Annotated in this window: 22 protein-coding genes and 2 pseudogenes; 14 read left to right on the plus strand and 10 right to left on the minus strand. The window is 46.5% G+C overall.

Annotated features, from left to right (window positions below):
- The 6 genes and pseudogenes from IO95_RS24955 to xyeA all read right to left on the minus strand — a co-directional run.
- Positions 1–145 (minus strand): annotated as a pseudogene (locus IO95_RS24955) (IS4 family transposase); the annotation flags it as partial.
- Between the two features lie 433 nt (positions 146–578).
- The gene (locus IO95_RS01520) at positions 579–1,505 is read right to left on the minus strand and encodes a pepsin/retropepsin-like aspartic protease family protein (RefSeq protein WP_037383501.1); all 927 of its coding nucleotides are present in this window, start codon (positions 1,503–1,505) and stop codon (positions 579–581) included.
- The gene (locus tag IO95_RS01525; protein WP_037383504.1) at positions 1,486–3,615 is read right to left on the minus strand and encodes a peptidase domain-containing ABC transporter; all 2,130 of its coding nucleotides are present in this window, start codon (positions 3,613–3,615) and stop codon (positions 1,486–1,488) included. Before IO95_RS01525 ends, IO95_RS01520 begins: the two co-directional genes overlap by 20 nt.
- Positions 3,587–4,900 (minus strand): HlyD family secretion protein, encoded by a 1,314-nt coding sequence (locus tag IO95_RS01530; protein WP_051791068.1) that lies wholly within the window; start codon positions 4,898–4,900, stop codon positions 3,587–3,589. Before IO95_RS01530 ends, IO95_RS01525 begins: the two co-directional genes overlap by 29 nt.
- A 171-nt stretch (positions 4,901–5,071) precedes the next feature.
- Positions 5,072–6,256, minus strand: a complete 1,185-nt coding sequence (gene xyeB, locus IO95_RS01535; RefSeq protein WP_037383507.1) for a cyclophane-forming radical SAM/SPASM peptide maturase XyeB — start codon at positions 6,254–6,256, stop codon at positions 5,072–5,074.
- A gap of 90 nt (positions 6,257–6,346) precedes the next feature.
- Positions 6,347–6,508, minus strand: a complete 162-nt coding sequence (gene xyeA, locus IO95_RS23770; RefSeq protein ID WP_023489715.1) for a XyeA family cyclophane-containing RiPP triceptide — start codon at positions 6,506–6,508, stop codon at positions 6,347–6,349.
- Between the two features lie 367 nt (positions 6,509–6,875).
- On the opposite strand from xyeA, the pseudogene IO95_RS23775 reads away from it, so the two are divergent.
- The 8 genes and pseudogenes from IO95_RS23775 to IO95_RS01575 all read left to right on the plus strand — a co-directional run.
- A pseudogene (locus tag IO95_RS23775) lies at positions 6,876–7,101 on the plus strand (transposase); the annotation flags it as partial.
- A gap of 320 nt (positions 7,102–7,421) precedes the next feature.
- Positions 7,422–8,288 (plus strand): ParA family protein, encoded by an 867-nt coding sequence (locus tag IO95_RS01545; protein ID WP_037383509.1) that lies wholly within the window; start codon positions 7,422–7,424, stop codon positions 8,286–8,288.
- Positions 8,285–8,644 carry a hypothetical protein gene (locus IO95_RS01550; protein ID WP_023489712.1) on the plus strand — a complete coding sequence of 120 codons (360 nt, stop codon included), beginning with the start codon at positions 8,285–8,287 and terminating at the stop codon, positions 8,642–8,644. Before IO95_RS01545 ends, IO95_RS01550 begins: the two co-directional genes overlap by 4 nt.
- A complete protein-coding gene (gene dnaB-PI, locus IO95_RS01555) occupies positions 8,637–9,992 on the plus strand; it encodes an SPI-7-type island replicative DNA helicase (RefSeq protein ID WP_023489711.1) in 1,356 nt (451 codons plus the stop codon). The genes IO95_RS01550 and dnaB-PI overlap by 8 nt, the downstream gene beginning before the upstream one ends.
- Positions 9,982–10,266: a hypothetical protein gene (locus IO95_RS01560; RefSeq protein WP_023489710.1), complete on the plus strand. Its 285-nt coding sequence runs from the start codon at positions 9,982–9,984 to the stop codon at positions 10,264–10,266. Before dnaB-PI ends, IO95_RS01560 begins: the two co-directional genes overlap by 11 nt.
- A 163-nt stretch (positions 10,267–10,429) precedes the next feature.
- Entirely contained in the window at positions 10,430–11,962 is a 1,533-nt protein-coding gene (istA, locus tag IO95_RS01565) for an IS21 family transposase (RefSeq protein WP_023489709.1), read from the plus strand.
- A gap of 14 nt (positions 11,963–11,976) precedes the next feature.
- Positions 11,977–12,720, plus strand: a complete 744-nt coding sequence (istB, locus tag IO95_RS01570) for an IS21-like element helper ATPase IstB (RefSeq protein WP_023489708.1) — start codon at positions 11,977–11,979, stop codon at positions 12,718–12,720.
- A 128-nt stretch (positions 12,721–12,848) separates the two neighbouring features.
- On the plus strand, positions 12,849–13,328 hold the full coding sequence (locus IO95_RS01575) for a DUF2913 family protein (protein ID WP_023489707.1): 480 nt from the start codon (positions 12,849–12,851) through the stop codon (positions 13,326–13,328).
- On the opposite strand, the gene IO95_RS01580 is transcribed toward IO95_RS01575, so the two are convergent.
- Positions 13,272–14,132, minus strand: a complete 861-nt coding sequence (locus IO95_RS01580) for an alpha/beta fold hydrolase (RefSeq protein ID WP_023489706.1) — start codon at positions 14,130–14,132, stop codon at positions 13,272–13,274. The genes IO95_RS01575 and IO95_RS01580 overlap by 57 nt on opposite strands.
- 228 nt (positions 14,133–14,360) lie before the next feature.
- Positions 14,361–14,831 (minus strand): nuclear transport factor 2 family protein, encoded by a 471-nt coding sequence (locus IO95_RS01585; RefSeq protein ID WP_023489705.1) that lies wholly within the window; start codon positions 14,829–14,831, stop codon positions 14,361–14,363.
- Between the two features lie 125 nt (positions 14,832–14,956).
- Here IO95_RS01585 and IO95_RS01590 point away from each other — a divergent pair, with 125 nt between their 5' ends.
- Positions 14,957–15,865, plus strand: coding sequence for a LysR family transcriptional regulator (locus tag IO95_RS01590; protein WP_023489704.1), 909 nt, complete (start codon positions 14,957–14,959; stop codon positions 15,863–15,865).
- A gap of 447 nt (positions 15,866–16,312) precedes the next feature.
- Here IO95_RS01590 and IO95_RS24630 read toward each other — a convergent pair whose 3' ends face one another.
- On the minus strand, positions 16,313–17,425 hold the full coding sequence (locus tag IO95_RS24630) for a fimbrial protein (protein ID WP_023489703.1): 1,113 nt from the start codon (positions 17,423–17,425) through the stop codon (positions 16,313–16,315).
- Positions 17,426–17,460: 35 nt separating this feature from the next.
- On the opposite strand from IO95_RS24630, the gene IO95_RS26285 reads away from it, so the two are divergent.
- The 5 genes from IO95_RS26285 (at position 17,461) to IO95_RS01615 (ending at position 21,540) form a co-directional block, all read left to right on the plus strand.
- Positions 17,461–17,595, plus strand: a complete 135-nt coding sequence (locus tag IO95_RS26285; RefSeq protein WP_255351345.1) for a hypothetical protein — start codon at positions 17,461–17,463, stop codon at positions 17,593–17,595.
- 155 nt (positions 17,596–17,750) lie between these two features.
- On the plus strand, positions 17,751–19,181 hold the full coding sequence (locus IO95_RS01600) for a TraI domain-containing protein (protein WP_023489702.1): 1,431 nt from the start codon (positions 17,751–17,753) through the stop codon (positions 19,179–19,181).
- A gap of 181 nt (positions 19,182–19,362) precedes the next feature.
- Entirely contained in the window at positions 19,363–19,803 is a 441-nt protein-coding gene (locus IO95_RS01605) for a GNAT family N-acetyltransferase (protein WP_037383514.1), read from the plus strand.
- Positions 19,804–19,807: 4 nt separating this feature from the next.
- Positions 19,808–20,269 carry an oxidoreductase gene (locus tag IO95_RS01610; RefSeq protein ID WP_037383517.1) on the plus strand — a complete coding sequence of 154 codons (462 nt, stop codon included), beginning with the start codon at positions 19,808–19,810 and terminating at the stop codon, positions 20,267–20,269.
- Positions 20,266–21,540, plus strand: coding sequence for a sensor histidine kinase KdpD (locus IO95_RS01615; protein WP_037383520.1), 1,275 nt, complete (start codon positions 20,266–20,268; stop codon positions 21,538–21,540). The genes IO95_RS01610 and IO95_RS01615 overlap by 4 nt, the downstream gene beginning before the upstream one ends.
- On the opposite strand, the gene IO95_RS01620 is transcribed toward IO95_RS01615, so the two are convergent.
- Positions 21,526–22,302: a helix-turn-helix domain-containing protein gene (locus IO95_RS01620; RefSeq protein ID WP_037383523.1), complete on the minus strand. Its 777-nt coding sequence runs from the start codon at positions 22,300–22,302 to the stop codon at positions 21,526–21,528. The two genes, IO95_RS01615 and IO95_RS01620, sit on opposite strands and share 15 nt — an antisense overlap.
- Between the last annotated feature and the right edge of the window lie 300 nt (positions 22,303–22,602).

Raw genomic sequence — 22,602 nt, forward strand, 5'->3', positions numbered from 1 at the left:
GGCCATTGCCAATGGCATGGATGGCCAATGACCCCGACTCAATAACCCCGTGGGTTGCATTGGCGAGCGACAAGACACGCTTGGCATGCATGTCCTGTCCGAATATGTCATCAATGTGGTTAAGAATTATTTCGTGGTTAAGCATGGAGGCTGTCTGCTCGCTATTAGCTGGTCAAGAACGGAGATCATACCTCAGAAGCCTTGCCATGCCTTGCTCATATGAGGGGATGGCTAAGGTTATTGCTAGTTTGTGCTCGCTTTAGAACCCGTCATTTTTTCATCCTGAAAGAATGACAAGCGCTTCTGAATAAGTGGTGCCCGGACTCGGAATCGAAATAAACCAATAAAACCTTTGTTATTTAACGATATTATTGTGTTCGGTAATTCAAGGAGCCACCAATAGGGCCCCCGTGTGGTTTGGCATCAAAAAGGGAATAGGTTCGATACTGTTTTCTCCTGTCGAGGTATTGAATGTGTTTCGGGGTGGTTCCGAAATAAGGACCCATACTGAGGGCTATAACGTAGTAACTGCTTATCTGCTAAGGCGACTCATGACGATACCCGATGAGGTTTAACATTCAATTTTTTCCCGTTTCATGAGTAGACCCCTTAATAAGTAATCTTTGAGCTGGGAAATCGATGAGGACTGCGAATTTCTTGAAGAAGTTATTACCTATTAACCCATCGGTGTCCATCTGTTCGAATGTACCGTCGAGTAGTAGCGCATTTAGCTTGATATTTTCTGTACCAATCTCAGCAAGTTGAAACTCCGATGCCGTGCACCCTTCGTTGTCCATCTCTGCTATCACAGTCTGGCAAGATATGCTAGCAAAAGGGAGTTTTAGACGCGCTTTCCAAAAAACCGATACAGAGGCCCCAGTATCAAGAACCATGTTGTAACTCTGTGAGCCCTGAGAGACGTTGACTACGATCCCTTCCTGTGTGAGTCGCAGCGGTAATGAAATCCAACCATCAGCCATGCTGATGCCGAATGACTGAGCGCGATCTGCAACCGACAGACGTTGGTTTTTGTAATCAATCAGCACGGCCTTCCCCTTGAATAAATCCAGGCCGATCATCATTGAGTTGGGGAGGCTACTATCGCGGGTGAGCGTCATACCCCGTGGAGTAAACGAAACTCCTTTAACGTCCTTAAAAATCATTCCATTGATCGACAACTGCGGAATATGGAACTTGTCATTGAGGAATACCTTACCTGTCAGATCGGTACTGCGCTCTTTTTCAGGAGCTACTGTCAGCCCTGGGAGTTTTGCCATAACGTCTTTAGATAAATGGAGGGCAGTGCGTGAGCCCGTATCGATCATAAATGTTTGACGTTTTCCATTGATATCAACATTGGCCATCGGTAAAGAAGCATCATCTAACGCAAAAGGCATATGCATGATCTCTTCAGAAGCAATTGTCTCTGTTGCAACCAATGATATTGTCGAGGATAAGAGGGCGAGCGTGATCGCTGTAATGTGTTTATTCAGTAAAGATCGCATGCGGATTCTCCACTTCAGAGTTGCTGCTAAGGTCAAATACTCTATCTGCCATCGCGATCATTGTTGGCCGATGAGCGACAAAAATTCGGGTGATCTTCAACGTGCGTATCGAGTCATTGATTCGAGCTTCGTTATCAACATCCAGATCACTGGTGGCTTCATCAAGAAAGAGTATACGTGGACGTTTGTACAACGCTCGTGCCAAGGAAACGCGCTGTCGTTGTCCACCCGACAGAGCACTCCCCATATCACCCACCATCGTTTCATATTTCATTGGCATTTCTTCAATTTCAGTATGAATTGAAGCAAGGTGAGCACACTCAAACACCCATTCATGATCAGGATAAACATCAAAAGAGCTGATGTTATCCAATAGAGACCCTGCAAACAGCCTGTCTTCTTGTAAAACACAAGCGATGTGTTTGCGGTAAGCCCCTAGCCCTAGTCTCCGTATATCTAAGCCATCCAATGAAATGGAGCCGCTTTCTTGTGGTATTAACCCTCCCATCGTCTTAAGGAGTGTCGACTTACCACAACCCGAGGGGCCAATAATAGCGAGGCTTTCACCGGCCTTGATAGACAGAAACACATTCTCGAATACTGCGGGTTCGCCATCACCATAGCGATAACTCAGGCTGTTGACTTCAATACTCCCGGCGATGGTGTTGGAAACCACTAGAGTCTCATCACCCTCATCAGGCTCAGGTGTGGCCAGAGCCACTTCTGAAAGGCGTTCACTGTGCATATCGATCAAACGGAGTTTGATAATAGAGTCAACAACTCGTATGGTTCGGGTGACGTACATATCTGAATATATCAAGAAGGCAAATAGCATACCTGTAGTCAGGGCTCCTCCGTCAATCAACTTTGCTCCCAGCCATAATGTTATTGCGGAAGAAAGTCCGATTAAGAGCAAGCCTGTAGTCTGTGTTGCCAAGTCTATTTTAAAAAGATAGATTTTTGCATTGGCTTCATCAATAACCAGATTGAGCCAATCAGACCGTCGACGTTCTGCCAAATCGAATATTTTAACGCAAGTAATACCTCTTACTGTTTCAAGGAAATGCGATTGTTGTTTAGCTTCGTGAGCAATCGCCTCCATGTTGGCAGACCGGTAGGCGCGAAAGAGAAAGAATTTTATGGCTGCATAAATAAAGGATATTGATACAACCACTGTCGCGAGGTAGCCATTGTAGGTCCACATCAAAAAGAAGAGTCCAATTACTAAAACAATGTCCAAAAGTGATGCGACCATATCCGCTGTAAAAGCATCTTGTACTACCGATAACGAGTTAAAGCGTGACCTTACATCTCCAATATGGCGCTTTTCGAAGTATGAAACAGGTAACCGGATCATGTGACTAAAAAGTCCTGAATTCCACTGAATACCCAGTGTGTACTTCACTGACATGACAGTCCAGGATCGAACAAGACTGAGCAGTCCTCTGAAAATTAATAGGACAATAATTCCAGATACTATCAACGATACCAAATCGATATCGCTAGATCTTAACGCCATGTCTATAGTGAATTGAGCGGCCATTGGAACCGCCATAGCAAGAAGTTCAATGCAAAATGAGAGAGCTAATACCTGAGCTAAAGCCCGTGACAAGCCGGAGACATTCCTGAACAGATCCAGCAGTCGAATGGTTTTTTTTTCGGTACGCCGCTGAAAGCTCTTATTAGGCCATATTTCAAGTGCAACACCGGTAAATTGTTTAGACAACTCAGCAACAGTAATGCGTCTCTCGCCTTTTGCTGGGTCATGGATGACAACACCGTGGCGTGAAAATTTCTTCAATACCACAAAATGATTGAATGACCAGTGTAAAATACAAGGTGTCTTTAGCTGACTTACAGAGTCCAAATCAGCACGAACCGGACGTGAACCTAAGGATAGACGATCAGCCAACGCTATAATATCTCGTATACTCATTCCTTTTAGAGACACCTGATAGTGTTTACGCAGTGATTGGAGATCCATGTTAAGGCCATAGTAACCTGCAATCATCGCCATACACGCCAGCCCGCATTCCGTTGCCTCAGTTTGCATCACCACCGGAAGACGCTGTCTGATGGCTTCAAAGTACCCTTTCATCATTACGATCATATAACGTTTCCTCCCCCGGTCCACCTTGAGTTGCAGTGCGAATATTCTTCAGGGGTAAAAGTATCCATTCGTAGAGGGGACGTTTTCTTATAAAGATGTCTGTTTCAACGCCTATTCCGGGTTTCAGAAGATATGTTTTTCCAGCCATGATGACATGACTACTCTTAGGACTTATACGCACTTGGAAATATCGTAACTGTTGCTGGTTAGTCTGTCCCCCTTTTGTTTCAGGGCCCTTCTCGACTGAGGTAGCGGAGATAGACGTGACAATACCATCATATTGCCCAAACCATTGGTAAGGGTAGGCGTCAAAGCGTAATCTTACCGCTTGGTCTTTACGTAACTCTCCAATGGCTTCGGCTGTGGCAAAAATCTCAACTTCGGCATGTCCCAATGCAGGAACAACACTCGCTAACTCCTGCGCCTCACGAATTTTGTTGCCGACTAATCCCGTAATACCCGTTAAAGTGCCATCAATCGGAGAAGTTATATGAAGCTCACGCCGTTCTTCGGTAGAAACCAAATCTTGATCCAGCCGTGCGGATTGTCGGCGTAGTATCTCAAGCGATACTTTTACTTCGCTATATATTGCAGCTAACCTTGATTTGATATCGATGGATTCTCCTTGTAATTTCACTTTTTCGCGTTTGTAAGCCTCCAGTTGCACTGAAGCGCTATAATATTCAGCGCGGCGTGCCATATATTCCGTTTCAAGAGCTATCCCTTGGCGTACTAATTTCTTGAAATACTCTACTTTTTCTAATAACCATAATGTTTGCTGGGATGATTGAGAAATCAAGTCATTCATTTTTTGAAGCTCAGCTTCTTTATTATCCAGAAGTTGAAGGAGAAAGTTTCGCTCCGTGTCTAATGCCTCAGATTTCAGGATGATCTCTCGTTCAATGGTTGCCTTCTGAGATATTAGCGCTGAAGTAATTTCATGGCTTGTAGCCCCATATTCTGTTTGCGTTTCCATGTTAACGATAAAAATCACATCGCCCGCATGAATAGTTCTGCCTTCCTCAGCAAAGCTACGGACAATGGTTCCATTACCGATGGCGGTGATACGAGCAACCGCTGGTTGGCTAATTACCGAGCCTGTTAGACGAACTCTCTGTGTGTAAGTGCCTATCACCATGAATGCGATGAGGCTGACTATAATAACTAACGCTACCACCGCCCAAATAGAGGCTCCAACAGGCGTAATAACTTGTGGGTTGCCTAGCCAACTATGGGCTCTATGTTCTATGGCCTCTCGCCTGAAAATAGCGTGTTTATCAGTCAATTTTAAGGCGCTCCTCATTATGTGTCGAATGAATAAACAACCCCATCGCAAGCAGCAGGGTGTGACTATGAATTCATCCGCCTTGCATCATTCTACTTAATTTCATGCGTGCAAAGAACCGAGAGCTCAACCCAAATAAATTCAAAGTAGTATATTTACGTATCCATAAAGTTATCGATTAATAGCTTCCATAATGCGCTCCTCCTTGATCCCCATATTGAGTAAATGAGCAGATGCGCGGCTAAGGAAACTTCTCATTGAATAACAATAGACAGATTTTCGCTTGAAGCGTTCTTCGGTCGAAAAACGATTCATTATGCGCCCACCGGCACAGATATTCTCCCAAATACAGCCTTTGCATTCAGTTGGTAGAGATTGTCCAATTGAGGCGTATTCTTGGAACTGCGGACTATCGAATACATCAGACAGGTTGATTTCAGAAAGATGACCAATGGTATTGAACATTCTATCTGATGTTGATCGCAAGGTATCATCCACTCGGACAAAACCGTCTGAACTAACGGTGAGAGCATACACGCTAGTGATGCTGGGTGTGTGGCCCAAGACTCCAACATTCTCCTTACCAAGAAGACTGGCAATGTGCGTTTGAAAAAGACGTACAAATATCTTGGCGTTATCGTCTTTAACCCACTCATCGAGTGCCTCGTTTAGAAAACGACCGAGGCCGACGGGATCAACATGAGTATCCTTGTAGCAGTCGTCAGGTATGAGGAAATCAAAGCTACGAACATTCAAGTCATCAACGAAATGTCGATAGATTTCAGCGCCATTTGCCTGAGCATTTGCGACACACAAGATCCCTGGGTCCGACGGAAGTCGGCCTTGCTGATACGCGTGTTGAAGTTTGCGGAGACCTCGTACAGTGCCTTCGTAAGTACTGCGTCCTTTAGTGTCTAGTCTATGACGATCATTAATATGCTTTGGACCATCAATAGAAATACTGACGTTAACTGAATGTTTTTCAAACAATGCTAGCCATTCATCATCAACAAGCATGCCATTAGTCTGTAGTGCGAGCCTGATATTCGAACCGCAGTAATTGCCTGTAACCAAACGATCACACATTCTGTCGAAGTTCTCTTTTTTCATCAGTAGAGGTTCTCCTCCATGGAAATCAATTTGCAGAGTACCAATCTCATACTCTAGGCAGGCTCGTTGAAAAAAATCGACCAAGTGATTAACATTCTTATCTGAGAGTCTTGCTGGACTATCGTTAGAGGCTGAGTTTCCTTTGTTAAATACGTAACAATAGTCACAATTAATATTACAGCGCTCGCTTATTTTTAATATTATTTCAAGATGTTTAATGTGCTTTTTATTTAATAGATTGACCATAACTCTACACTCCTTCCAGGTGCTGTTTTAAATTTCTGGACTGATAGGGTGAGTTTAAGTAGGGGCCGTTATCAACGGCCCCTAGGGTCATTAAAAACTTCTTGACCAGTTTGCAAAGGCCCTTATCCAACCCGCTCCTCCAGAGATCTGGTCGAGAACATCCTCGGTCAAATGCTGAGGCTGGTTGTTTTTGACCGAATTAACGTCAATCATGGTTTTGGTTTCAATGATTTCTTTCTTTAAACGAGTCATAGCTTATACCTCCGTTGATTGTAAATACCAAGAAATTGCCTCTTGGTGAGTCCACTCAGGAAGATGCTATTAAGTCAATTTTTGGATTGTGTAAGAAAAGGAATAAAAATCCAATTTGTTACTAAACCGTAAACAAATAATGCTATTTATTTACAACACCTTCCTGAGCCAGTACTAGCACTTAACATTTTTAACATCAAACGATAATAATTATTATTGCCGAACTGGTCACAAAATGAGCATTTGGATTTATGGAAATCAACGGTTATCTCTGACTGCTGCGGCCCCAAGAAACACCAGACAGTAGATGTATCTTAAAATAAAAGATAGGTTTAAACATATGTCTAATACTGGTTCTAATTTTGAAATGACTGGAATACTGTTGGGACAGGAATGCCGTAAACGTAAGACTCCGCAGGAAAAGATCGCGATTATTCAACAGGCTATGGAGCCAGGTACGACCCATGTCTCATGTGGTTCGTCTGCATGGTATTCAGCCCAGCCTGTTGTTCAAGTGGAAGAAACAATATCTTGAAGGCAGCCTTACCGCTGTTGCAGCCGGCGAGGAAGTGGTTCCGGCATCTGAGCTGGCTACCACCGAGAGAATACCGACGCAAGCGGGCATCGTTAACTTAAGCTACAAAAGCTGTCTGGAGATGGCGGGTCAAGATCAGAGGTGGATGCTGGTTGACTTCTATGGAGCTAACTATGCGATTAGATCGAGTATTACAAGGATTTTAAAGAAGCTTAGTTGAATTCAGGATACATGGGGAGAAATGAAAGTGGTGCCCGGACTCGGAATCGAACCAAGGACACGGGGATTTTCAATCCCTGTGTTGATAACCCGCGAAGATAGCGATTAATTTTAGACGTTGCTAACCATGACTCGAATTAACTAATTCGGGTGATGTATATGCATGTAATTTCTATCATTTCTACCAAAGGCGGCGAAGGGAAATCGACCCACGCAGCCAATCTCGGCGGTTTCTGTGCCGATGCCGGTCTCAAAACCCTGCTGATCGACGGCGACTACGCCCAGCCAACGGCCTCCAGTTATTATCATCTGCAGTATGAAGCCCCCTTCGGTTTGTATGAGTTGTTAATGCAGACGGCTGATCTCAATCAGCCTCAACAGCTTATCTCTCGCACCAGCATTGCCAACCTCGACCTGATTGTTTCTAACGATCCCCATGAGCAACTCAAAACGGCCATGATGCATGCGCCGGATGGCCGTTTTCGCCTGCGCAATCTACTGCAGCATCCACTGTTCACCGGTTATGACGTGATCATCATTGATTCACAGGGAGCCCGTTCCATCATGCTGGAATTGGTGATGTTGGCAACCAATCACACTGCTCTTGCCATGATCAAGCCGGTCGTTCCCGATGTCCGTGAATTTTTGCGTGGGACTATCCCGCTGATGGAAGGCTTACTGCCCTACAAAAATTTTGGTATTACGCTGCCGCCAGTGAGGATCCTGGTGAACTGCATGGACTACACCAATCTAGCCAGGGAAGCGCTGACGGCGATTACGAAGATCGTTGAAGCGGGGAGCTACAGCTCGGCGGATAAACCGGTCAGTATGCTGACAACGCAGATCTATGATTTGGACGTCTATAAGCTGGGGCATAGCCTGTCTCAGCCTGCGCATCGCTTGGAATACCAAACGGATCGCAAAACCCCACCTGCAGCACAATCTATATGTGGCCTGGCTTGTGAGCTCTTCCCTGAGTGGAAAACCCTGTTTGATGATGTTCTTGCCCGGGGGATCCGCGCATGAATCGCAATCAACTTTGGCGGGCTGTCGCCTGTTCCACAGCGGCCTATAAAGAGCGCGATGAAATCCACGTGTTCGTCGATGCGCCTGATTATGAAACGGCAAAAAGCCGGATTTATGAGCGTCTGGCTGATGAATGGGAAGTGACTAGCGGTTTTATCGAATTTTACAACGTGTGGAGCGAATCGGAACTTCGTGAAATGGCTATTGGCCCGCAAGCGCCGGTTGGGCTTCCGTTGCTGGAGTCTGGCGTGGGTTACGATCGGCAACCCTTGATTCTGGTTGCTTCCTCCCGACTCCGTGCAGTTCTGGAGTGCGCCTTGTTGGAGATTCAGAGTGAGGAGGCCCGCCATGCATAGCGATGAACCACGGCGAGTGATGCCGCATTCCCTGGAAGCAGAGCAGTCAGTCCTGGGCGGATTGATGTTAGAAAACGACCGTTGGGACGAGATCGCACCGATCCTGGTCGCTGACAGCTTTTTCTCTCCCCCTCACCAGAAGATATTTGCGGTTATGCAGGGGTTGCTTGGCCGCAATATGCCTATCGATCTGATCACCGTTTCGGAAGAGCTTGAACGTCTTGGCCAACTTGATATTGCCGGAGGTTTTGCCTATCTGGCGGAGCTGTCGAAGAACACCCCGAGTGCGGCCAATATCGTTGCCTATGCCGAATATGTCTCTACAGCGAAGCAGAAACGTCAGTTATTGGCGCTGGGACATGATCTGGCCAAGCAGGCGGAAGATGCCCGCACTGATGTGCCTTCATTAATGGAGGAGGCGGAACGACGTCTTTTTGACATTGCCGGATTGCAGGCTGCTGGCAAACAGTTCGACCTGGTCTCTTCGCTGGAGATCTACCTTAACCGGCTGGAGCAGCGCTGTGCCAGTGAGGACTTGATCACCGGTACGCCTACCCCGTTTACACAACTCAATGGCATGACCAGCGGATTGCAGGAGAGTGACCTGATCCTGCTGGCAGGCCGTCCTTCCATGGGAAAAACCGCGTTGGCCCTTAGTTTGTGTGAGGGGGCGCTGGATAGCCGAAAAGAACAACCGGTGCAGATCTACAGCCTGGAAATGCCGGTTGACCAGCTTTTATCGCGGTTTGTTTCCATGCTGGGACGGGTGCCTCTACAGAATTTACGCAGCGGCAATATGGATGATGAGGATTGGGCCAGAGTGGCCAGAGCGACCCATATTCTCCTGACAGAATGGAAAGATCGCCTGATCATCGATGACGACAGCTTTATGACCCCGTCAATGCTGCGTTCCCGCGTCCGCAAGAATGTTCGTAAGTTCGGTCATCCCTCGCTGATCCTGCTGGACTATCTGCAACTGATGCGTTGCCCTGGGCAGGAGAACCGCACACAGGAGATAGCCGAGATATCACGTTCGCTGAAGGCGTTGGCGAAGGAGATCGGCTGCCCGGTGGTGGCCCTCTCGCAACTTAACCGCGCCCTCGAAAACCGGGCAGACAAACGGCCCAATAACGGTGATCTGCGAGATTCTGGTGCATTAGAGCAGGATGCCGATGTGATCATGTTTATCTACCGTGATGAAGTTTATGACGAGCACTCACCGGATAAAGGCATTGCTGAACTGATTATTGGCAAGCAGCGTAATGGCCCTATTGGTACAGTGAAAGTGAAGTATCAGGCTGAAATCACCCGATTTGAGGATTTTTCGGGAGGTCGCTATGACTTCTAAAAAGGTGCAGGACTTAGGCGAGCAGTTGTTGCAGAGGGGGCGTTCTCCCGCTTCCAATGTAGTGATGTTGCCAGTCAGTGAAATGCCGATGGTGCTGACGCTGGATCAACTGCGGCCCAACCCGGATAACCCACGTACCACGCCCAACCCGAAGTATGACGAGATCAAAGCTTCCATTATGGCGCGTGGGTTGGACTCGGTACCCAAAGTTGCATGTTTCGGCCCAATCCGACCATCGATTACGGTTTTAACCGATCACCCATTTCGGTCTTAACCGATCACTGATTACGGTCTTATCCGATCAAATTTGGCCTTTCGCCGAAATCGATGATCTTGATCCCGTAATCTATGATCCTGAATCCGAAATCCCGCGTTTTCTGTTGATAAATCAATAGGTCGACTATCCTCACCGTTCCACTTCCCGTGAGGACCGGCCCATGCCGAAGCAGAGAACATCCGTGAGCAAAATTAAAGACATTTTACGCCTCAAGTTTGATTGCCATCTGCCTAATCGCAGCATCGCCGCGTGTCTGAACGTTGGCTGTGGCACTATCTCCGAAATTGTCACCCGGTTTAAAGGCAGCGACCTGGTATGGCCCTTATCCGACGCAGTGACCGACAGCCAGTTGGAAAGCCAGCTGTATGCCGGGCGTCAGCCCGCTGCACTTAAACGGCCCCCTGACTTTGCTAACTGTCATCAGGAACTTAAACGCAAAGGCATGACCCAGCTCCTGCTCTGGCAGGAGTATCAGCAGCAGGAGCCCGGCACCGCCTATGGCTACACGCAGTTCTGCGTGCTTTACCAGGAATGGCTGAAAAAACAAAAGCGCAGCATGCGCCAGTTGCACGTCGCTGGCGAGAAGCTGTTCCTGGACTTCTGCGGCCCGACCGTACCGGTGGTCAATCCAGATACTGGCGTGATACGCCACGCCCAAATCTTCGTCGCCACCCTCGGTGCATCCAGTTATACCTACATCGAAGCCTGCGAAAGCCAGAGCAAGGAAAGCTGGCTGATGGCGCATGTGCGGGCCTTCGAGTTCTTCGGCGGCGTCCCACGCCTGCTGGTACCGGATAACCTGAAAGCCGCCGTAAAACAGGCCGATCGCTATGAGCCGGTGGTCAACGACAGTTACCTGAAGCTGGCCCGGCACTACAACACCGCTGTCATGCCGGCCCGGCCCTGGAAACCGAAGGATAAGGCCAAGGTGGAAAACGCGGTGCAAATCGTTGAACGCTGGGTGTTGATGCGCCTGCGCCGCCAGGTGTTCCACACCTTTACGTCACTCAATCAGGCGCTTGCCGGTCTGCTTAAAGAACTGAACGAGCGGGCGTTCCGGCTTTACCCAGGCAACCGCCGAAGCCGGTTCGAGCAGTTGGACCAACCGGCGCTGATGGCTCTGCCGCGTCAACGCTATGACTACACGGAAACCGGCCGGGCGAAGGTGGGGCCGGATTATCACATCCTCTGGCGGCGACATGCCTACTCTGTTCCCCATGTCCTGGTCGGCGCCCATATCGATCTGGAGGCCGGCGCCAAGGTGATAAGGCTCTATCACCGGGGGCAACTGGTGGCCCAGCATCCCCGCAACTTCACGGAAAGCGGCTTCAGTACCCTGACGGAACATATGCCCGAGTCCCATCAACAGCAACGCTGGAGTCCGGAACGGCTACTGGACTGGGGTGCCAACATCGGCAGCGCCACCCGCGCCGTGGTGGCGTGGCATCTGCAACAGCGAAAACACCCTGAGCAGGCTTACCGCAGTTGCCTGGGCTTGCTGTCACTGGCGAGAAAGTACGGAGATGGACGGCTGGAAAATGCCTGCCGTCAGGCGTTACTGCTCGAAAAACCGCACCGGCAGGTGATCGTGAACCAGTTGGATAACCGGCGTGATGAAATACCGGCCGCGCCAGCCGAGGATGAAACCCCGATCCAGCACGGTAACGTGCGTGGTGCCGGTTATTACCACTAACGAGGAGAATGACGATGCAAAGCGGGTTACTGGAGCAACTCCGCGCCCTGAGGTTAAGCCACCTGAGCCAGGCGCTGGAACAACAATGGTCGCAACCGGGCACGTACCTTGACCTGAGCTTCGATGAACGTCTGGGGTTACTGCTGGACCACGAGTTGTTACAGCGTGAATCAGGCAAGGTCGATCGCTTGCGAAGGCAGGCGAAGCTGCGCTTGTCGGCAGTGCCATCAGGGCTGGACTACCGTGCAACACGGGGCCTTAACCGTCAGCAAATGGCGGAGCTACTGGGCGGCGGTTATCACCAGCGTTACCAGAACGTGTTGATAACCGGACCAACCGGGTGCGGAAAAACGTACGTGGCGTGCGCGCTTGGCGAACAAGCCTGCCGGCAGCATATCGCGGTGGGTTACTGGCGACTGAGCCGGCTGTTGGAGGAACTTGGGACCGGTCATGCGGACGGCAGCTACCAGAAACAGCTGTTGAAACTGTCAAAGACGCCCTTGTTGATCCTGGACGACTGGGGACTGGAGAAGTTATCAGCGCGCCAATCCTCGGATCTGCTGGAAGTGATGGAAGATCGGTACGGCAATGGTAGCACGGTGATCGTCAGCCAATTACCGGTCAGCGAGTGGTACAAAATGATCAGCAATCCGACGGTAGCGGATGCGCTGATGGACAGGCTTATGCACAATGGGCATCGGGTCGACCTCAAGGGAGAGTCGATGCGAAAACTGGCGCAAACTGATCACATAGAGTAAAAACAAAGAGAGAAAAAGCGCGCGGGAAAAACGCGATCGGAATCACCGAAATCAATGGTCAGAATCACCGTAATACGCATCTAGCTCCATTACCCTTGGCAGCCATTTCACTCAACATGATGGCATCAATGGTAAATCCTCCCGACCAGACCGTACAAGACCTCGCTCACCTCGCGTTTTGTGCACTTGTGGCGTTACACTCAGCCGTTCAGCAAGGTGCCGTCACTTCCCCGATGGCAGAACATCTGTTCCTCGTTCGTTGGCTGGCGACAGCCCAAAAGCAGAAACGGTTTCCCCGCAGCGTGGCGCTGGATATTCAGCAGTTGCTGGACAAGGGGCGCAAGCGTGGGGGTGAGGCCAAACTCAGAACCCGCTTCGAGTTCATCTGGCGCTCTTGCAATGGCGAGCTAAAGCACCAAAACGACCTGTTCAGGCTCACCTACGCCATCGAGAGCCTCAAGGCACAAGGCTGGCGTAATGAGCTGGTGACCCAGACCGAATGGGATACAGCCCGGGCCAAAACGGCAATACAGCCCGGGCCAAAAACTGATTTATTCGTCAAGAAAACCGCGGATTGCCCCAGCGATCTCTACGGCATGCGTTTCTAAAGCGAAGTGCCCAGCATCTAACAATTGGACGCGCGCATGGGGTATATCACGTTGATAAGCCTCTGCACCTGCTGGTGTAAAGAATGGGTCTTTGTCTCCCCAAATAGCCAGTAATTTTGGCTGATAAGCGCGGAAATAGGCCTGAAATGCAGGATACAACGCGATGTTACTGGCATAATCCAAAAACAGATCGAGCTGGATCTCGTCAACGCCAGGACGTTGCATATACCAAGCATCGAGCGTGCTGCCATCGGGTGACACCTCATGTGGTTCCGGCATGCCGTGCTCGTATTGCCAACGTATTGCTTCTGGTGTTAAAAGCACGCGCAAAGCATCGCGGTGGCTTTGCGTCGGTTCATTCCAGTATTGTACCATTGGCAGCATTACACCGCTGTCACTGAGCCCCTCTTTATAAGCGTTACCGTTCTGCGAAATAATGGCCGTAATTCGCTCCGGATTTGCCATTGCTATCCTCAGGCCAACTGGCGCACCGTAATCAAAAATATACAGTGCAAACTGCTTTATCCCAATCACCTCAGTAAAACGCCCAATGACTTGAGCAAGCGCATCGAAACTATAGGTAAATTCACTGCGTGGAGGCTGAGCGGACAAGCCGAAACCAGGAAAATCTGGGGCAACGAGGTGGAATCGATCTGCCAGCAGAGGCAGCAAATCACGGAACATATGGCTAGCGGTCGGAAAACCGTGCAAAAGCAGCAGCGTTGGTTTTGATGGGTCGCCTGCTTCGCGGTAAAAAACAGAATACCCATCGACATCTACGGTATTATAAGTTGTTGGCAGCATTAACGTAATCCCTGGTAAGTGATAATCATTGTTCGGAGACAATCTGCTAGGCATTTGTCTGATGCGGGCATTGTATTACCCTTTTCTTATTAGAATAATCCGATGTAAGTGGTAATACCCTTTGCAAAAAATGGAGAGATACATTGCCCACGATAAAACAGCGTCAATCTTTCTAAAGATAGCAGGCTTGAGCCGCATTTTGCGAACAGCGCGCGACCACGAAAATCATTAAAGCCCTAAATCACTGAGGCTAAGGTGATCATCCGGACGGCGACCCTGTGGCCAATGAAAGAGGCGTTCAGACGCTTTAATCGGTAAGTCGTTGATGCACGCAAAGCGCAATTGCATTAAACCCTGTGGATCGAACTCCCAGTTTTCATTGCCAAACGAGCGAAACCAATTGCCCTGTGCGTCATGCCATTCATAAGCAAAACGCACCGCAATGCGATTCGAGTGGTAGCTCCACAGTTCCTTGATAAGCCGATAATCGTTCTCGCGCTGCCACTTACGTGTCAGAAACTGGACGATAGCTTCACGCCCCTGAACAAACTCGGCACGATTACGCCAAAAGCTGTCTACAGTGTAGGCAAGCGCTACCCTTTGCGGATCGCGGCTATTCCAGGCATCTTCAGCCAAACGTACTTTTTTTATCGCAGATCCCATATCAAACGGTGGAAGTGGTGGTCTCGCTTCTTGCATTTACAACTCCTCTTGAATACGAACAACAGCTACAGGTTTACTTTATCTGGCTATTATATGACCTTTCCACTACCGACATAATCTGGTAAGTTCGCTAAACACCTTACCGAAAAATGGGAAGATAAATGGACCGCTTTGAGGCAATGTCGACTTTCCTGATGGTGGCCGATTTAGGTAGTTTTTCAGCCGCTAGCCGTGCGCTTAGTACCCCGGTTACCACCCTGAGCCGTAAAGTTTCTGACTTAGAGGCGCATTTAGGGGCGAAACTGCTGATCCGTACGACCAGGAAGCTAACCCTCACGGACGCGGGAGTCACCTATCTGGCGGCTGCGCGGCAAGTGTTGGAAATGGTCGGTAACGCGGAAAAGGAAGCGGCGGGTGAATTTGTTTCTGCTCGTGGGGAACTGGTTATTACTGCCCCCATTCAGTTTGGCCGCATACACGTGCTTCCTATAGTCACGGAATTTTTAGCGCGTTTTCCAGAGATTAATATTCGCCTGCAGTTGTCAGACAGCAATGTTGATTTACTTGAGAAGCAAGTCGATATCGCAGTACGTATTGGTGTATTGCCTGACAGTTCAATGGTAGCCACTAAGGTGGGTTCGCTACGAACGGTTATCTGCGCCAGTCCCTTATTGTTGGAAAAGCTCGGAACGCCGCAGTCTCCTGAAGAGTTATTCAGATTTCCTTCAATAGCCATTGATGGTCCCTCTCCGTTTCGAGTTTGGCGATTATATTCCGCATCAGGGGCAATAATAGATACGCCGATTTGCGCCCGGCTAACGGTCACAACGGCAGATGCAGCCGTTCATGCTGCTATTTCAGGCGTCGGTTTTGCCAGACTGTTGTATTATCAAGTTGCCGATGCCATCAGCGCGGGTGAACTTAAAGTTGTCTTGGACACGTTTGAACCCCAGGTTGTTCCTATTAGCTTGATGCACATATCCAGAGACTATATGCCCATGAAAGTGAGACGATTTTTGGATTTTGCAGCGGATAGCATACGCGCTCAAATAAGTGCCCTATCGCAATAATGGTCACTTGAAATTAATCCCAACCATTTTTTCCAATGTGAAAAATTAAACTCTACGTCATAACATCGGCCGGTACAGCACTCACTTTGATTGCGCGCTAAACATCCCCATACTGGTGGCATGTGGTTGTTGGTATGTTCTACTCAACGGGCAACCCAGTGGGAAAAATCCAGGTCGCTGAAACCACAGGTAATCAACCTCACCAAAAAATCCTCCGTATCTCTACTCTCAATAATTCGTGTTGCATGACAAAAACGCAATGCGTTTTTGAACAGCGCAGGCCCCGGAGGGGCGAGGCCCAAATTTGGGCCGAATAACGCGGCAATACAGGGAAATCCCAGAAGCTTACTCTGGTAAGTGACTGATGGTGAACGGGGAAAGTCAACTCAGATGCAACTTCAAGTATGTCGAGTATAGCCAGCCCCGGGATTAGCCAAACCGCACCATCTAGAAATAGTTAATCATAAAGGTGACAGCTGCATCAGCTTTCCCCGGCGTTACCCGATCATTGGTCTGAATATACCTGGCTACCAGCGGCAACGTTTGCGTCGTTGAATCATTATTGACCATGTTAAAACTTCTGCTGTTCGCAAAATTGACCAGAGCGGGTGATGTATCGCTAACCTTACCATAAGCCATTTGGATACCGACTCCCGTTGCACTTTCCGTTCCCGTCCTAATACCGAGAATCCCCTTGGTTCCGTCAACAATAGAAGTGTTCGGTGCCAATTTTAGTTCCAGTGAGTTGGCCGTGGAGCTACTTGTTGCGTTCCCCACGCTGGTATAACTTTTTACCTGAAACTTTGAACCATAGAACCGAGGACAATGGGTCAAACGGATAGAAGCATCCCGCCAGGTAGATACCGACCCAGTTCCCTTAAAGGTCTGATCGATATTGACTGTTCCCATCGGCACATATACATCTGGCGTTTGGCAAGTTTGCGAAACTATATTAATGCTACCTGAAAAACTGATGCTATTTAAACTTAGTGCAATCCCCCCGGTTGGAGTCACCTGCATCGCCATAGAGGGCAAATCTGCAGCGTTAATGGTACCGGGAGATACCGGCCCAATCTTGATCAATAACAGGTCAAACTCAGTGCCAACATATCCCGAATAGGGCACATTACTTCCAACATTGATGGTTACTCTCTCTGTTGGGAATGCTCTTCCCCAATAAGAAATAACAGCACCAATTCCGGGAACGCCAGTTTCAAATACCTGCCCAGGATATGGTGAGCCATTCCAGCCAGAAAGCGGTTTTGGCGTGCTGGTTCTGACGTATCTTGGCACGATACTGTAACTCTTTGGCGACGGAGTACAGCTAAACGTCGGGGTAGGTGCCGTTCCCGTGATATTGCTGCCGCCAACATAATGGGATAACAGTATCGTTCCGTTCGGTGTATACGGCCCCACGGTCATATTCTGAGCTTGTAAAGGAACTACCGATACCGACTTACTATTTCCAACCGCAAACGAACAGACTCCTGCTGCACTTGCATTAGCTGCCAATCCCAACAGCAGTGTAACCATATTCATTCTATTCAATAATCGACTCATTTCTCTTCTCTTACGAACCGGGTGAGGACAAGGCGTTGTTATCTCAACGGGATAAGGTCTATCAAGCGGCAAGAGCAGCGAACCCGACACGTTGGTCAGGGTCGACGCGGAACTGGAAATGGCAAGGGAGTACCACGCTCAATCCAGAGCGGGAAAAACAGGCCGCATAAACTAATCTGGGGCGACAACTACCTTGACACTTACCGCTCGTGTCGCACCACAATTTAAATTACAGTCTCCATTTTTCAGATAAAGAGTTGTCGGTTGCACTCTGGACCAAGACAGATAAGGTAGCGCGATTACTCACCTGACAAGGGTTCCCGCTATGTTACGTCTGAAACTGAGGTCTTTTTTCCGTCCAGTCGTTTCTTCACCTGCCGATTCTACACTCTCCGTTCCTTCAGGGTATGCGTTGCCCCAATCGGCAAGTAGCCTGCTATCAGAGGCAAGACGCCAACAATGGCTTCAAATGCTGTGGGATTACTCCTCGCTACCAAAAGACCTGTATCAACAGTATTACCTGCAACCGCTTGAGCGCTGCGTCACCCTGATGCAGCAGTTTCCTGCTACTGAGAACGAACATCATGCCTACCTAGGGGGCATGGTGGATCATTTGTTGGAGACAGTGGCCTATGCAGCCCGGCTATCAAAAAACTATTTACTGCCGGTGGGGGCCCAACCGGAAGAACAGGCTTCACAGAGCGCCGCTTGGAATGCAGTCATTGTGTACGCCGTGATGCTGCAAGCGCTCGACGGGCTATGTCAGATTGAGGTCGAACTGGAAAGTGGGCAGCGCTGGATGCCGCTTAACGCCATACCTGGTGAGCCCTATCGTTTTCGCTTTGCACCGGTGACCGATGTGCTTCAGGTTCAAAGCTTGGGTGCAATGTTGGCCTGGAAAATCATTCCTGACAAGGCGCTACAGTGGTTGAGTGCCTGGCCAGAAGTGCTAAGAACGTTGTCGCTGTATTTAACGGGGTTTCGTAACGAATCAGGGATCGTTAATGCCATTGTCTTGGAAGCGATCCGCACATCGATAGGAAAAACTGCAGCTGCTGTGGCGGATCCTGCAATAGCAACGATACTCCCTGCCGTTCTGGAGGCAACATTGCCGCTGACGGCCAGTGCTGCCAACCCTGCACCTATTCTTTCCATACCCTCTGCTGAAGGTAACGCGCCTGTTGCCCTTGCTACCTCACTGGACAGTGCTGTTAGCCAGAACGTTCTCAACGTTGATCGTGCAAAACCCGTTGTAGAGGATGTTACGGGGGACTTATTAACCGTTATGGGTTTTTCGGAGTCGACTAGTTTGCTCGAGAATCAGGGAGAAACATTAACGCAAGCGACGGCGGTAGCATCGAGAGCAGAACCTTTGCACCCAAGCTTGGCTAGTGTAGGGGAGGTTTTCTATCAATGGTTGAAGAAGTGTCTTTTAGAACAATCCATTGCGGTAAATGAAGCGAAGTCCCCTGTCCATATCATTGCGGGCTATGTGTTTATGAGGTCACCGACGATTTTCTATCAGTTTATTGCTGAAAGGAAATCAACATTGGCGGAACAATCGCACGATTGGCGCGTTATACAAAAACAATTTGAGAAACTGAAGCTCCATAAACGGCAAACGGATGGAACGAACGTATACTGCTGCCAGGAAAACAAATCCGGTAAATTGTTCAACGGCTACCTTATCCCCGCAGCAAAAATTTATGGTGCTGCTCCTATCCCTGCAGACAGCATCTTGACGATAATACCTTAGCCAGTTTGGTAACGACTGGCATGGAAACATGCCAGTTAAGCGCTTTTCCCGTCAATACAGTCAGCGTGCGGATACATATTTAGCCGTTTACCTTCTCATTGCCAAGAGTCTGGATAAACGCCATAATACTCTGAAAGATAACATACTAATTATAATGGTAAGTATAAGAAGAGACTAAGAGATGAATGATGGAATTGTATATGAGAAATTGCGTGCTTGTCATTTGCCTTATTTTTATGAGATCAGATTTTCTGTAGAGGAGAATTTATTGCATCCCCATCATATTCAATATCTACTTAGGAAACAAGCATTGGATGATATAAATCAAGGCGGAGGATGGATTTGCAGAATGGATAATGAATATGCTGGTTTTTGCTTTGCTGTTTTTATACCAGAAGCGATTGTGGGAGGACTGTTTGTTAAACCAGAATATCAATCAATTGGAATAGGTAGCGCGTTAATTAGTCGCGTTACTGAGTGGTGTTTTTCTAATGGTGCAGAGGAGATTCATTTAACAACAGATCCTGGTTCAAAAGCTGAGGGTTTTTATCGATATCATGGCTGGGTGAATATTGGTAGTGATGAGTTTGGACAAATTGAATTTTTAAAGCGCAAGGGGTAGGTGAATGAAAAGATTATTGAGTGTTTTCTTTTTTCTAACTTTGTTTACATGTAGCTCTTATGGGCAGATTAATTACTTTGACCTTAAGGCTAATGATGGAGTGAAAGCAAAAATTACTCTTGATGACCTACAGGCATTGCCCAGTCACTCATTTTCAACGGCTACCATATACACACCCAAGTCTACATTCTTAGGTGTAAAGTTTTCGGACTTCGCAAAAAAGTATAATTTGACTGGGAAAACAGTCAGGGCATTCGCTTGGGATGACTACTCATATTCAATGCCCGTGGATGAATTATTAAAATACAATGTAATTATTGCTTATAAAAGAAATGGAGATTACATGAGCATAGATAAACTCGGCCCTTTTGCGATAGTTTATCCTAGAGACTCACACCCAGAGTTAGACCAGTTGGATATAAATGCCAAAACAGTATGGCAACTGAAAAGATTGGAAATTAAATGAGCAAAAAATTACTGGGTATTTTAATTTCTTTATTTGTCATACTTGCGCTTTCAATGGTGCTAATTGCTATTAGTTTTGAAAAGGTAAAGTATAGATATAACGAAATAGAGCCAAACCTGGATAACTATTCAGCCGCTGAAATATTATATCTTTCGTTCGAGAGGATAAAGACATCATTACTTTTAAGTGATAATGAGATGTTTGATGAATTTGAGACGAAATTAAATTTATTTAAATCTAAAATTAATATTTTAGAAGGAAGGTCTACGTATAGCGGAGCATTCTACCATGATGACGAATTTCTAGGTATTATATTAAAGCTTAAGAAGCAAACTGAAAAATTAGATATATATAGTAAGCAATTTATAAATGGAGAGGTGAGAAAGGATTATATTCTTGATTATATGAGTGAGATGGAAGATAGTATTATTGACCTTCAAGAAGTAATTTATAAAATACAGATAGCTAACTTTAATGAAGTAAAAGAGATAATAAAAGACAATTCAGGTAAGGCTGAGTTTTTTGCCATTATTTCATTAATATTGTTATCTGCTATTCTGATTTTAATCACTAGAAACTCAATGAATTTAAGAGAAGTGATTAAAAAGAAAAATTTATTTATTTCTTCTATTTATCATGAGTTGGCCAGTTCAACGCAAGCGATTGTTATAGCAGCAGATATAATAGAGCACGAGCTAACTCAGAGTGAGTTGAGGAATGAAGTGAAATTGATATCATTTCATGTGGACAAGATTATTGAACAAACTAAAGAAGTGATGGATTATTCTAAAATAGAGATAGGAAATGCTTTGATAAATGAATCTATGTTTGATATAAACAGCGTTTTGCATGATGCTGTTATGGAGCTATCAAAGCGCTCAAAGAATAAAATTAAAATGCAAAATTCGGTGTGTAAGAAATATATAGTGACTGACAAGTATAAGATATACAGAATTGTTGTTAACTTGCTTGATAATGCTGATAAAAACACAGAGAATGGCACGGTAATAATAAAATCGAAAATTATGAGAAGTCATCTTTTTATCTTGATAAAGGATAATGGCATTGGATTTAATATTTCAAGGCTTGACGACTTATATAAGGCATTCAACCAAGGTGTAGAAAAAGACACCAAGCAAGGGCTAGGCTTGGGCTTAACTATTATAAAAAACTATGTAGACCTATTGCATGGGCACATTAGAGTTAAATCATTGTTAAATCACGGCTCATCCTTTTTAATTTCAATACCCATATTGTTAGTTGAAAAATAAGCTTGATAATAGTAATGATGATATGATAAAAGGTTTTGCGGGTTTTTCAATCAGTTGAACATCATATTTAAGTATCATTTCACCTATGCTTTTTTCAAAGTGATCTACCTGTCCGGTTAAGATAATTATTGGGCATATGCTGTTTTGTTCTCTTATTTTAACAATCGCTTTCTCTGGAGTTTCATTGAAGTCAAGTAGCCAATCTAAGATATAGCCCTCATATTTTATACTTTCCATAGATTGTAATAGATCACCTTTTTTATTAAATGTGTCAGAATCTATGCCGTACCTTTTTACAATTTTCTCCATTAAATCTAGAATATCATTATTATTGTCTAAAATAGCAATCTTGGGCGCAGGTAAAAAATCTATAGTTTCAACTTTAAAGTGTTCAACGCCTTCTTTCTGTATTTGCGTTGAATCAATGATATACATTCCGTCTGATTTTATGGCATGAGTGGCTGACTCTTCCTCAGGACCAATAGTGATATCGCTAATTTCAATATTGCATCGTTTATGAATACTATTCATAATAAAAATACAATTATGATTTTTGTTTCCATCAAATGATTCTTGAAAATATTTAAATATGTTTTTTACTTCGTGTAAAGTAATACCTCTTTTACCATCAAGTTTTTGTTTGGCACTATTATATTGTAGACCGAGTATAGATGCTAAAGTTGAAGCATGTTTCCGCTCTCCGACTCCTTTTTTATTTAATAATTGAGTGACTATATCTACGTAGTTCAATTTGTCGGACATAACCTTTCGATCCTTTTTAGTTATCTCTATTAGTCAAGGTGAACATATAACTAAATAGCTGCGCCTAATTGTGCTACATCTTGCATCAGGCCTTGCTACGCTTAGGTTTGCTCTTTTCCGGTCAAGAGAACCAGCCACCATACGGCTTCACCGGCTGCTGCTGATCACTGGACAAACATCACCCGAAATCGACAACTGGAGCGGTATTAGGCGCAGTTATTTAGCATCAATACAAAGCCAAGCACCTTAAATACGGATTATAGAGGTTGTTTAAGGGAATGTATCATATATCAGTATGAT

Source organism: Serratia sp. DD3, assembly GCF_000496755.2.